The organism is Cesiribacter andamanensis AMV16, assembly GCF_000348925.1.
Lineage (GTDB): Bacteria > Bacteroidota > Bacteroidia > Cytophagales > Cyclobacteriaceae > Cesiribacter > Cesiribacter andamanensis.
Window position 1 is genome coordinate 13,906 of record NZ_AODQ01000013.1, and the last position, 12,313, is coordinate 26,218.

Consider the following 12,313-nt stretch of genomic DNA (forward strand, 5'->3'; position numbering starts at 1 on the left):
ACTACATTGGAGAAGTATCGGTAAAAGTGATCAGAAAGTGTGCGCCGCCCTCGGAGTAGGAGTGCAGGCTGCCGCCCAGCTGGCGCACAAGGCTATTGACCAGCTGCATGCCCAGGCTTGTAGATTGGCTGCTCTCAAACTGGGCGGGCAGGCCGTGCCCGTTGTCGCTCACTTCCAGGGAATACAGGTCCCCTTTTTGTTTAAACTTAACCGCTATAGCTCCCTCTTGTTTTCCATGGAAGGCATACTTATAGGCATTTGTGATCAATTCATTTAAAATTAATCCACAAGGTACGGCCTGTACAATATCCAGATCTGCGGCATCGGCCTGTATCTGCAGCTGCACACTGGTCTGGCTGCTTCTGAAAGAATAGGAGATGCCCTGGGTGAGCTCCTGAATGTACTTCTGAAAGTTGATACGGGATAAGTTCTTGTGCTGGTAGAGCAGCTCGTGGGTAAGGGCCATGCTTTTAATGCGCTGCTGACTTTCCCGGAAAAGCGTACGCACCTCGGGCTGCTGGCTGTGGCGGGCCTGCAGGCTCAGCAGGCCCGAGATGATGGCCATGTTGTTTTTAACCCGGTGGTGAATTTCCTTCAGCAGCACTTCCTTTTCCTGCAGTGACTGGTGCAGGTTGGCTTCTACCTGTTCCCTGGCCAGCATTTCCTGCTGCATTTTGGTGAGGGTGGTTGCCAGGCGGGCAGTCTTTTGGGTTACCTTGGCCTCCAGTTCGGCATTGAACTGGCGCAGCAGCTCCTCGCTGTTCTTGTGCTCGCTGATGTCGGCAAGGGCGCCGGTGATGCGAATGGCCCTGCCGTCAGCATCCCGGATCACATAGCCCCTGTCTTTCACAAATTTATAGGAGCCATCGGCGCAACGGTAGCGGTATTCAATGGTCCACTCGGTGCGCAGGCTGTTCACTACCCTGGTCAGGTTAGCCAGTACCCGATCCCTGTCCAGGGGGTGCAGGTGGTCCGACCAGTAGGGTAGGCTTCCCAGGCTGGGATCCTGCCCAAAGAGTGTGGCATAGCCTTCCCCAAAATAGCCTTTCTTATTTACCAGATCCCAGTCCCAGATGGCATCCTGGGTGGCTTTGGTCACCAGGCGGTAGCGCTCGTTGATGATCCGCAGCTCTTCTTCGGCCTGCTTGCGTTCGGTAATGTCTATGGCATGGGCCATAATGGAGGTTTCTGATCCGTGATGGAAAAGGGTCAGGTACACCTCAACAGGGTACAGGCTGCCATCCCTGCGTTTGTGGGTGGTCTGGTAGGTCAGGCTGTTTTCCTGGCCTATCAGCAAGGGGTGAAACAGTTTTTTGTACTGCAGCCGGTCATAGTCGGGGTTTACATCCAGCGGGCTTAAAGATGCCAGTTCATTGCGTTGATACCCCAGGTTGTCGAGTCCCTTTTTGTTGATATAGGAAAATTTGCGGGTAATGGTGTTGATAATATAGACCTCATTGCCACTGTCTTCCACGGCCTGATTCAGCTTCAGGAGTTCTTCCTGCGCCTGTCGTTTCTGCGCAACGTCTATGAATATGCCTACCAGGTATTTGAACTGTTGCTGCTCGTCCAGCACGGCAGTGCAGCGCAGGTAAAACAGGCGAATGCTCCCATAGGCATCATAAATATCAATATCGCCCTCCCATTGGCCCAGGGCATACAGATCCTCAATGATGCGGGTGGGTACGGCCGGGTCTACAAACATTCCCCTGGGGCCCCCTATGGCATTCATGCGGGGCACATCCCAACCCAGCGTACTCAAAAAGGCGGCATTGGTGTACACCACTTCCTCGGGGCTGGTGGCAATACCAATTGCATCAGAGGTGTTTTCAATGGCAATCATGATGCGCTCAAGTTCCTCCCGCTGCTGCTTTTGCTGGGTAATGTCGCGGCCCACCAGGTAAATAAGGTTGTCTGCCAGCGAGGATTGCGTGGTAAAGGCCAGCCAGCGGTAGCTTGCATCCTTGCAGCGTATGCGCAGCTCCAGGTTCTGGCAGGTATCGCCGCGGTAGATCTTTTCAAGCGCGGCCCGCCCCCTTTCAGCATCGTCGGGATGGATAAGCTCCGCCACCGGCAGCAGGCCGTAGTCGTCGGCCGAGTAGCCCAGCAGCTCCTGCAGGGCCGGGTTGGCCCGCTTGGGCAGCCCGTCAAAGCCTATAATGCAGAATAGGTCTGGGGTAAGGGTAAAGAATTTTTTAAAGGCTTCATTATTCTGCCGGCGTTCTATTTCGGCGCCCAGCTTTTCCATCAGGCTCTGCAGGTGGGCCGGATCAAAGTCTGGATTCTCCTGTCGCTGGGCGGCCCAGAGGCCTAGTACGCCCAGCGTTTTGTTGCGGTAAACGATGGGGATGGAAAAAAAAGCCTGTAAGCCACAGGCCAGGGCCACCCCTTTGCGCCGGATGCTGGCATCAAGCCGGATGTCAGGTACAAAGTAAGGTTTGCCGGTGCCAAAGAGGTGCTTCTTTTCGCTGGCCATGTCCCAGGTGCGGTCTATGGATGCGCTGGTTACCGGCCAATAGTCGTTGCCGGCTTCCCAGTAGGCTTTCATGCGGGTGTGGGTCTGGCCCAGCATGGGCATCCAGAACTCCCCATATTGAAAACCGGTATACTGGCATAGCAGCTGCAGTACGGCAGTGGCCCCCTCCTTGAGCGAATACGCAGAGCTGAGTGCCCGGCTGGTGTTGTTCAGCAGGGCCAGATCTTTCTCGTAGTCTACTTTTTTGCTGATGTCCTTGATGGTAAAGAAAAAGCGGCTTACGCGATTTCCTTCCGTTATGGCTCCAACGGCAATAGAAGCTGTAAAGGGAGCGCCCATACCCTTCATTTTACTTTCAATCTGCAGATTTTTCCCCTGCAGGATCAGGGGCAGACCTGTGCTGAGCTGGCTGCGGGCCTCTGCGGGCAGCAGATCAAGCAGATTGGTGGTCATCAGCGCTGCTGCCGGGCTGCCGGTCAGTAGTTCTGCATGCTGGTTGGCTATAGCTATTCTCCCCTGAACATCGGTGATGAAAATGGCATCCGAGTAATTTTCAATCAGGGAGCGATACAGTTTTTCGCTCTCCTTCAGGGCCTGTTCGGTATTTTTGCGTTGCGTAATATCCTTGCAGATGTGCACGGAATGGGTTAGGCGGCCCTCCGGGTCCAGAAAGGGGGTGATGGCTGTATACACCCACATGGGGCACCATTTCGGGCCTGTACCTGTATCTCGCCTTTCCAGATCTCGCCTCTCTGCAAGGTGGCCCGCAGCTCATCGGCAGAAGCAGCCAGGGGGTGGTGGGCAGGATTGAATACCGCATGCGGCCGGCCGTAAAGCTCCTCCCGGCTGTACTGGCTCAGGGCGCAAAAATTGTCGTTTACCCAGCTGATGCGCCCTTCGGCATCGGAGGTAGAAACAATTGCCGAGGCATTGAGGGCAGCCTGCAGATCTTCCAGCTGCTTTTTGGCAGATTGTGCTTTTTGCTCAAGGGCTCTTTTTTCGGTCAGGTCTGAGAAGAAGATCAGCAGCCCTTCCTTGGAGGGGTAAATGCGGCTCTCCAGGATGCGCTGGTCCGGTCCGCCGGGGCCGTAGGGGTTTTCGGATACCCGCAGCTGCTGGCTGGCCAGGGCTGCCTGGCAATCCTGGTAAAATTGGCCGCCTACCTTAGCCGGAAACACCTCCTGCCAGATGTGCCTGCCTACCAGCTCCTGCTCACTGAGGTCCAGCAGGCTGCAGGCTTTTTTGTTGGCGTAGGTATACATCCAGTTGCTGTCCAGCGCCACCAGGGCATCAGAAATATGGTCGAGTGTGCTGCAAAGGCTGCCCTTGAGCTGAGGGGGGAGCTGGTCTGCCTGCTGGTCTGCTGCCTGCTCATCTGCTGCCCCACCTGACTCGTCTTCGGGCCTGCCTACCCATACCTGAAAGGGACCGGTGCTGCTCAGGCGCAGCTGCCAGCGAAACCGCTGATGCGTGCCGGCCACCGTAGCAATACCCGCCGTAAAGGCGGTATGCCTGTGGCCCTGCTTTACTTGCTGCAACGCCCGAGCAAATGAGGGCCTGTCGGCCTCCAGTATAAGATCTGCTAAGTGGGGGCGGGCGCCTGTTTGTGCGGCCAGTCTTGTAAAGGAACTACTCGCCCGGCTGATGCGCCCGTCAGCCTCTGTACAGCACACAATTCTCATACGCTCTCCCCTGATTCTGGCTAGGCTCTTCTTCTGCAAAATACAAATGGTCCGGCTTGGCTGAATTAGAATATTTCAATTCTAACCAACTCCTAAATGTAGCACAAAGTGCCCGAAAATTGAGATAAGTGTAAGTTTTTCAATGATTTGTAAGGAGCATTTTAAGGGTATACCCTTAGGGGTGGTAAGGGTAAGGGTTGAATTTCCATTAAATAATCATGTTTTGCGCAACATCTGCAGGGGGGTGCTTCTATCTTGTGAGTAACAAAGGCAACCACACCCATGCACCACACCACCCGACGTTTCCTTTATGCGAAGATATACCTGCCTCTGGGGGGGGGCTGCTGCTTTTTCTGCTTAGCCTGGGGGTGTATTGGCAGGCCAGCCAGCAGGAGAAAGCCCATGCCCGCCTGCAGCAGCAAGCCCTGCTGCTCCATGCCAGCCTGCAGGAAGCAGTAACATTGCCTGACAGAAACTTGCAGCGGGCACTTACGGAAAAAACCCGCCAGCTGGATCTGGCATTCAGCCAGCAGGCGGCCAGCTGGCCGGCGGGCATGCTCACCGACTGGCAGGCCTTAAAAGTACAATGGGGTAGTGACACACCAGCGCAGTCTGCGGGCAGCACAACAGCCAGTATGGCTGCGGCTCAGGCACTCCAGCAGTCCTGCCTGCAGTTTGCCGGCCAGATGCAGGCAGCCGAGCAAGCCGCCGGCCTTCAGGCCTCGCTGGCCTTTGGCAGTATGCTGCTGCTGGCAGGAGGCATGCTGCTTTACCTGCTGCTGTTCATGCACCGCCAACTGCTCAGGCCCCTTGCTCAGCTAAGCGAACAGCTGCACCATCTGGCCGCCGGTACCGAAGGTGACACGCCCAGGCTGTACGGCGCCACCAAGGCCCTGCAGCAACAGCTAGCCCAGTACCAGGCGCAGCTTAAGCAGCTATCGCAGCAAGCCGCCCTGGTGGGCGATGGAAGCCTCCGGCTAAGCCAGGCCGATGTGGCAAACACCGGTCTGCTGGGCAAAGCCATGCTGGGCATACAGGATAAGATGCACCAGTTTTTTTTGGATGAACAGCGAAGAAGCTGGAGCAGCAAGGGGGTAGAACAATTTGCCCGCTTGCTGCGGGAACATAATCAGGATATCGAATCGCTGTCCAAAACCCTTATTTCCCAGCTGGTGCCTTTTGTAGATGCCAACCAGGGGGGGATTTTTGTGCTGGAGGAAGAAGATAGCGGCCATGCGGTGCTAAACCTGCAGGCTGCCTATGCCTGGGGACGCCACAAGTTCCTGAACAAAACCATTGAGATAGGAGAGGGCCTGGTAGGCCAGGTAGCCCAGGATCGGGAACTGGTGCTGATTACCGATGTACCCGAAGACTACATCCAGATTGGGTCAGGGCTTGGCCGGGCCAGGCCCCGCTGCATACTGCTGCTGCCCCTGCTTACCAATGAACAGTTTATGGGGGTAATCGAACTGGCGGCCTTTCGGGTATTTGAGCAGCACGAGCTGGATTTTCTGCATAAGCTGGCCGAAAACATTGCCTCAACCCTAAGCAGTCTTAAAACGAGCACCCAAACGCGCTGGCTGCTGGAGAAAGCCAACGCTGCCAATGCCCACCTGCAGGCCCAGGAAGAGGAGCTGAGGCAAAATACCGAAGAGCTCATGGCCACCCAGGAAGCCATGCAAAAGAAAGAAATGGAGCTAAGCGGTCTGTTTGCCTCCATCGATTACAGCCTGTTTACCGCCGCCTTTGATCTGCAGGGCCAGTTATGCGAGGCCAATACCCGGCTGCAGCAGCTTACCCGCCAGTCGCTGGAGGGCCTGCAGCACACCACCCTCTGGCAGTTGCTGCACCAACAGGGCTGGGGCCAGCCCGAGTGGGAGGCGCTGTGGCAGCGCCTGCTGGCCGGCGAGCCCCAGAACCTGGAGTGCCAGCTGGCAGCCAACAGCACCTGCTGGCTATCCGCCTCCTTTACGCCGGTGCTCAACCAGCGAGGGAGGGTTAGTAAGATCATGATGCTGGCCACCGACACCAGTGAGCGCAAGCAGGCCGAGCTAACCTACATTGCCCAGGCCGAGGAGATCATCCGGCACGAAGAAAAGCTGCGCCTCTACACCGCCGAGCTGGAAAAGCTGCAGGCCAGCCTCTCAGGCAAGCTAGAGGATGCCCGCCTGGAAATGCAGCGGCAGATAGAAGAGATAGCGGCTGAAAAGGCAAAGAACGAAGCCATACTGGAAGGCTGTGTAGATGGGGTGGTTTCCTTTGGTGAAGATGGGGTGATCGACTTCTTCAACAAAGCCGCCGAAGACATCTGGCAGGGAACGCGGCAGCAGATCATTGGCCGCAGCATCAGGGAGTTTATCCCCCTGCAGATCGTGTACCAGAGCCATGAGCCCCAGGCCTTTTACCTGAAAGACGGCGTTCAGCGCTGCCTGGATATCCGCACCGAAGTGCCCATCACCGGCATGGGAGGCCATGAGCTGGAAGCCCTGCTCACCCTTACCCGGGTACGGGTAAACGGGGCCTATATGTTTACCGCATTTGTTCAAAAAGTAGCTGTAGAACTGTTCTAATCTAATCTGGCAATGGAGTTTACAAAAGAAGAATTTATGGGGAAGGTAGGCCGGCTGGAGGCCTTGCTGGAGCGGGATTTTAGCACCCTCTCGGGCAGCCTGCGCAAGACCCACGCCAGCGCCCCAATCTCCCACAGCAAGCAGCGCCTGATCGAACAGTTGCAGTACCACGACATCATTCGCCAGAAAATTCAGCATGTGGGCCAGTTTGGCCCCTTGCTGGAAGAAGAATTTGCCGGCTTTACGGCAGGCCGGCCCACAACCACAGCGGCTGTGCTGCCGGGCCTGCTGGAGCTGTCCATGGCCCTGCTGCAGTTTGCCCGCCTGGAGTATGATGAGATAAGGGAAGAAATACAGCTGCAACTGCTGGCCCTGCCCAGCTCTCCAAACCCTGCCGGCGAGGCAGTCTACAGACAGTTTCAGCAGGAAGTACAGGAGCTGATCAAAAGCCTGGGCCGGCTCTACCTGCTTACCGACCCCAGCGGGCCGGAGGCAGACGGCGAGCTGTCATCCGAAAAACTGCGCAAGATCTGCCAGTCCTTCAGCATGCAGTCTGAGCGGGAGATCTTTCGCTCCCTTTTTGAAGAGGATCTGACGCCTGAGCTGCCCGCCGAAAAAGGGGAGGATTCTACCAATATAGAACTATTCTAGCCATGCACCATACCCTGGAATCAGACCCTGCCGGCCGGCCCAGTGCCCTTGTGCTTAGCGGAAATTTCAGCATTGCCCACAGCGAGCAGCTGCGCCAGCTACTGTTGCAGCATTGCCAGCCGGAGCGTCCGCTCTTGCTTCGGGTAGGGGAGATAGAAGTGCTGGACCTTAGCTTTCTGCAACTGCTGCTCGCCTTTACCCAACCCCTGGCAGAGGGGCCGCCGCCCTATCAGCTGCACAGGGATCTGTCACCCCAGCTGCAGCAGCTGCTCCGGCTTGCCGGCCTTACTCTACTCACCCTTTAGCGCGATAGCCTCATGGAAAAGTCAATTCTGATTGTAGACGACTCTGAAACGATCCGGGAAACGGTAAGTTTTACCCTGGAAAATGCCCAGTACAAGGTGCAGAAAGCCGTAGATGGAGAAGATGCCCTGCAGCTGCTGGACAAGCACCAGTACCAGCTCATCATCACCGACCTGCACATGCCCCGGCTGGATGGCATCGGGCTGATCAAGGCCATCCGGGCCCGGGAAGCCCACCAGTTTACCCCCATTCTGTTTCTGACCACCGAAAGCCAGACCAGCCGCAAGGACGAGGCCCGGGCTGCCGGTGCCACCGGCTGGATCGTAAAGCCCTTTGTGCCGGAAAAATTGGTAGCGGTTGTTCAAAAGCTGATCCGATGATCGAGCACCTGAAGCAGAAGTATCTGGAGGAGGCCCACGACCTGCTGCTGGAGCTGGAGCAAACCCTGCTGCTGCTGGAGCAAAACCCTGCGGCCGCCGAGGGAGTAGAAACAGCCTTTCGGGTCATGCACACCCTTAAGGGAAGCAGCGGCATGTTTGGCTACCAGCAGATTGGCGAGCTGGTGCACCTGCTGGAGAGCGGCTATGATGCCATACGGGCCAGCGGCAGTCCCTTTCCCCATGCGCTGCTAAACCTGAGCCTGGAGGCCGTAGACCACATCCGCCTGCTGCTGGATGCTGCCGCTGCCGCCACCGAGGCCTGCCAGACCACGCACCGCCTGCTGCTCAAACGGGCCGCAGAAATGCTCTACGAGGTAGTGCCTGCCACAGACAGCAGCACAGCCCCCACCAGGCAGGAACTAACCAGCTGGGCGCTGCTCTTTGCCCCCCAGGCCGATCTGTTCAAAAACGGCACCAACCCCCTCTACATCCTGGAAGACCTGGCCAGCCTGGGCCAGCTCCACACCTTTGCAGACACGCAGCTGCTACCCCCTGCTCAGGCCCTGGACCCCCGCTGCTGCTACCTTTCCTGGAAGCTGCTGCTGGTGACCGATGCTCCTGAGAGCGATATCCGGGACTGCTTTCTGTTTGTAGAAGGAAGCTGCCGGCTGGAGCTGCACCCCCTTGGCCCCGGCAACTGCCTGAGCAGCCTTAGCGAGCCGGCCACTGCCGAGCTGGCCCGGCAGGTGCGGGAAGGACTCTCCTGGGAGCAGTTTCTGGAGCAGCTGCAGCAGCCAGGGGCGGCAGTAGCGGCCGGGCCAGGCCAGTTGCCTACAGCAGACAGCCTGCCGGAAGCAGAGGGCGGAGCCGCCGGCCTGCAAACCAGGGGAGCGGCCAGCATACGGGTAGCCTCCGATAAGCTTGATGATCTGATGAACCTGGTGAGTGAACTGGTGGCCAACCAGGAGCGCCTTTCGCTGCTGGCCGAGCTAAGCCTGCAACCCGAGCTGGCCGGTGTGGCCGAAGAAATTGAAAAAATCACCCGCCAGCTGCGGGACAAAACCTTTGATATCTGCCTGGTGCCTATTGGCAGCATGCTCACCCGCTTTAAGCGCCTGGTGCGGGACCTTTCTCAGGAGCTTAATAAAAATATTGTGTTTGAGGCCGAAGGGGTAGAGACGGAGCTGGATAAAAATGTGATCCAGAATCTGTCAGACTGCCTGGTGCACATCTTCCGCAACAGCATAGACCACGGCATAGAAGGGGAGCAGGAACGCCTGCGCAAGGGCAAACCCGCCCAGGGCAAAATAGTGCTGAAGGCCTACACCTCTGGCACCAATGTAGTCATAGAAGTGCAGGACGATGGCGCCGGCATAGATCTGCAAAAAGTGCAGCAGAAGGCCCTGCAGAAGGGACTTATTGGTCCCGAAGATACCCTAAGCGAACAGGAGGTGCTGGAGCTGCTCTTTATGCCCGGCTTTAGCACGGCCCAGGGGGTAACTGCCGTGTCGGGGCGGGGGGTAGGCATGGATGTAGTGCGCCGCAACATGCGGGAGCTGCGCGGTGAGGTAACACTCAGCAGCCGGCAGGATGCAGGCACTACCCTTACCCTTACCCTACCGCTTACCATTTCCATCATTGACGGGCTAATGGTTCGCATTGGCGACACCGACTTTGTGCTGCCCCTCTCCTTTGTAGAAAAGAGCTATTCCATAACGCCCGGTCAGCTGAGCGCAGCCTTCAACAATCAGCTGGTGCTGGATGGGGAGCCCATGCTTTATGCCAACCTGGCCGATGCATTTGGCTGCCCGGGAGTGGGCCGGCAATCCTTTGGGGTAGTGGTAAAGACCGGCCAGCAGAAAATGCTGCTGCTGGTAGATGCCATCCTTGGCGAGTACCAGGCAGTGCTAAAACCCCTGGGCCGCTTTTACCTGGAGCAGGACTTCCTCTCGGGCGGCAGCCTTAAGGGCGATGGCACCGTGGCGCTGGTGATAGACCCGCAAAAACTTATACAGGATATTATACAAAAAACAGCCATATCCATATGAAACAGGAGGAACTAACAACACTAAACTCCTACCTCTCCTTTAGCCTTGATCAGGAATGCTTTGGGGTGAATGTAGGCAAGGTGATCGAGATCCTGGAGGTGCCGCACATTACCAGGATACCCAAAGCACCCCCCTTTATGCGCGGGGTCATCAACCTGCGGGGCACGGTGCTGCCCGTGGTAGATACCCGCCTCAAATTTGGCCTGGCTCCCAAAGCCGACACCATCAATACCTGCATCATTGTCTTTAGCATTTGCATAGGCGAAGAACAGGTGATGGTAGGCGCGCTGGTAGATGCCGTTCAGGAGGTGTTTGAAATGCCCGAAAGCGAGCTGCGGCCCACCCCCAGCATGGGGGGGCGCTACAAGGCCGAGTTTATCCGGGGCATGGCCCGGCGTGATGATGAATTTATTATGGTACTGGATGTGGACCGGATCTTTGCCCATGAGGAGATCCTGGATCTGCAGCTCGATCTGGAGGCACTAAAGGCTTAATGGTTAAATAGATTAACAACAGGATGAGATGAATATTACAATTAAAACCCGTCTGATTATTGCGTTTGTGTTCCTGATAGGGCTTACAGGCTTTGTCTATTACCTGGGCACTTCCAATACCAATGAGCTCAATAAACAGATCAACTTTATTGTTGACAAAAGCGCAGAAAAACTACTGCTCTCCAGCCAGCTGGCTGAAGATATCCAGTTCATCACCAAGCGTGAAAAAGACCTGATCCTGACCCGGGACCGGGAAAGCCTGCAGGAACTTGTGGTGGAGACCGATCAGCGTATTTCCGAAATGTACAAACGCATTGAGGACCTGAAGGCGGTAGAAGACGAAGGGGGCATGGAAGATGTAGCCATCCTGGAGCAAAAACTGAAGGAGTACCTGAAGGTGAACAAAAAGATCAGAACCCTGGCCTATACCATCAATACCGACTCCTCCAGTGCCGCAGCCTATCAGCTCTCCACTACCCTGGCCCGGGAAACGGCCGCCGATGTGATCGACTTCGCCTACTTCCGGGTAAAGAACAATAAAAAGGAGCTGAAGGAGGTGGATGTGATGACCGACCAGCTCTTTGAAGAAGGCAAGAACATGATGCTTACCTCCCTGATTGTTGCCATCAGCATAGCCCTGATCATGTCCTTCTGGATCATCACCAGCATTTCCAACTCCATCAATAAAGCCAAAAGTGCGCTTAAATCGGTTTCTGAGGGGGATCTTACCGTTCAGATTGACATCACCAACAAGGATGAGATTGGCGAACTGCTGCAGCACCTCAAAGGCATGGTAGAAAAGCTGAAAGAAGTGATTGGCTCTGTAACCTCAGCAGCTGATAACATCTCGTCGGCCTCGCAGCAGATGAGCTCCTCCTCCCAGCAGATGTCAGAAGGGGCCACCGAGCAGGCTGCCTCAGCCGAAGAGGTATCCTCTTCCATGGAAGAGATGGCCGCCAACATTCAGCAGAATACCGATAATGCCCAGCAGACCGAAAAGATTGCCCTGCAGGCAGCCGAGGATATACAGGAAGGCAGCCGGGCGGTAAACCAGTCGGTAGAGTCCATGCGCAAGATTGCCGAAAAGATCACCATCATTGGTGAAATAGCCCGCCAGACCAATCTGCTGGCCCTCAATGCTGCCGTAGAAGCGGCCCGGGCAGGGGAGCATGGCAAAGGCTTTGCCGTAGTAGCGGCCGAGGTGCGCAAGCTGGCCGAGCGCAGCCAGGTAGCTGCCAATGAGATCAACGAGCTATCTTCCTCTTCCGTAGCCATTGCCGATAAATCCGGCAGGTTGCTGGAGCAGATTGTGCCCAATATTCAGAAAACCTCCCGCCTGGTGCAGGAAATCACGGCCGCCTCGCTGGAGCAGAATGCCGGTTCCGAGCAGGTTAACGGCGCCATCCAGCAGCTAAACCAGGTGATCCAGCAAAATGCTGCCGCCTCTGAAGAGATGGCCGCCGGCGCCGAGGAGCTGTCCTCTCAGGCCGATCAGCTAAAAGATACCGTCAGCTTCTTTAACATTGGCCACAGCAGCTTTGCCCAGAGCAACCGCAGCAAAAGCAAAAAGCGCCACCACATACCCGTGGTGCAGCTGAATGGCCAAAGCAACGGCATCCCTAAAAAAGGCCCCTCGGCCAAAACCGGCCTGCAGCTGGACCTGAACGGTCATGATCAGCTGGATGCCGACTTTGAAAAGTATTAGGCCT

Annotated in this window: 9 protein-coding genes; 7 read left to right on the forward strand and 2 right to left on the reverse strand. The window is 56.4% G+C overall.

Going from position 1 to position 12,313, the window contains the following annotated elements; translation table 11 throughout:
* Nucleotide 1: 1 nt before the first annotated feature.
* Entirely contained in the window at nucleotides 2–3,175 is a 3,174-nt protein-coding gene (locus ADICEAN_RS20905; protein ID WP_009194247.1) for a PAS domain S-box protein, read from the reverse strand.
* On the reverse strand, nucleotides 3,124–4,014 hold the full coding sequence (locus ADICEAN_RS04030; RefSeq protein WP_040396168.1) for a PAS domain-containing protein: 891 nt from the start codon (nucleotides 4,012–4,014) through the stop codon (nucleotides 3,124–3,126). The genes ADICEAN_RS20905 and ADICEAN_RS04030 overlap by 52 nt, the downstream gene beginning before the upstream one ends.
* Nucleotides 4,015–4,415: 401 nt before the next feature.
* On the opposite strand from ADICEAN_RS04030, the gene ADICEAN_RS20910 reads away from it, so the two are divergent.
* The 7 genes from ADICEAN_RS20910 to ADICEAN_RS04065 are packed head-to-tail and all read left to right on the forward strand — an operon-like array spanning nucleotide 4,416 to nucleotide 12,309.
* A complete protein-coding gene (locus ADICEAN_RS20910) occupies nucleotides 4,416–6,728 on the forward strand; it encodes a PAS domain-containing protein (RefSeq protein WP_051068782.1) in 2,313 nt (770 codons plus the stop codon).
* Nucleotides 6,729–6,740: 12 nt separating this feature from the next.
* Nucleotides 6,741–7,379: a hypothetical protein gene (locus ADICEAN_RS04040; RefSeq protein ID WP_009194250.1), complete on the forward strand. Its 639-nt coding sequence runs from the start codon at nucleotides 6,741–6,743 to the stop codon at nucleotides 7,377–7,379.
* 2 nt (nucleotides 7,380–7,381) lie between these two features.
* On the forward strand, nucleotides 7,382–7,684 hold the full coding sequence (locus ADICEAN_RS04045) for an STAS domain-containing protein (RefSeq protein WP_009194251.1): 303 nt from the start codon (nucleotides 7,382–7,384) through the stop codon (nucleotides 7,682–7,684).
* A 12-nt stretch (nucleotides 7,685–7,696) separates the two neighbouring features.
* Complete coding sequence (locus ADICEAN_RS04050; RefSeq protein ID WP_009194252.1) at nucleotides 7,697–8,062, forward strand: response regulator; 366 nt, start codon at nucleotides 7,697–7,699, stop codon at nucleotides 8,060–8,062.
* Nucleotides 8,059–10,110, forward strand: coding sequence for a chemotaxis protein CheA (locus ADICEAN_RS04055; protein WP_009194253.1), 2,052 nt, complete (start codon nucleotides 8,059–8,061; stop codon nucleotides 10,108–10,110). Before ADICEAN_RS04050 ends, ADICEAN_RS04055 begins: the two co-directional genes overlap by 4 nt.
* Complete coding sequence (locus ADICEAN_RS04060; protein WP_009194254.1) at nucleotides 10,107–10,604, forward strand: chemotaxis protein CheW; 498 nt, start codon at nucleotides 10,107–10,109, stop codon at nucleotides 10,602–10,604. Before ADICEAN_RS04055 ends, ADICEAN_RS04060 begins: the two co-directional genes overlap by 4 nt.
* A gap of 28 nt (nucleotides 10,605–10,632) precedes the next feature.
* Nucleotides 10,633–12,309 carry a methyl-accepting chemotaxis protein gene (locus ADICEAN_RS04065; RefSeq protein WP_009194255.1) on the forward strand — a complete coding sequence of 559 codons (1,677 nt, stop codon included), beginning with the start codon at nucleotides 10,633–10,635 and terminating at the stop codon, nucleotides 12,307–12,309.
* The last annotated feature ends 4 nt before the right edge of the window (nucleotides 12,310–12,313 follow it).

Bases quoted from the DNA above. Each gene is read 5' to 3' on its own strand.
- ADICEAN_RS20905 (WP_009194247.1), bottom strand. From the start codon at position 3,175: ATGTGGGTGTATACAGCCATCACCCCCTTTCTGGACCCGGAGGGCCGC.
- ADICEAN_RS04040 (WP_009194250.1), top strand. From the start codon at position 6,741: ATGGAGTTTACAAAAGAAGAATTTATGGGGAAGGTAGGCCGGCTGGAG.
- ADICEAN_RS04045 (WP_009194251.1), top strand. From the start codon at position 7,382: ATGCACCATACCCTGGAATCAGACCCTGCCGGCCGGCCCAGTGCCCTT.
- ADICEAN_RS04050 (WP_009194252.1), top strand. From the start codon at position 7,697: ATGGAAAAGTCAATTCTGATTGTAGACGACTCTGAAACGATCCGGGAA.
- ADICEAN_RS04055 (WP_009194253.1), top strand. From the start codon at position 8,059: ATGATCGAGCACCTGAAGCAGAAGTATCTGGAGGAGGCCCACGACCTG.
- ADICEAN_RS04060 (WP_009194254.1), top strand. From the start codon at position 10,107: ATGAAACAGGAGGAACTAACAACACTAAACTCCTACCTCTCCTTTAGC.
- ADICEAN_RS04065 (WP_009194255.1), top strand. From the start codon at position 10,633: ATGAATATTACAATTAAAACCCGTCTGATTATTGCGTTTGTGTTCCTG.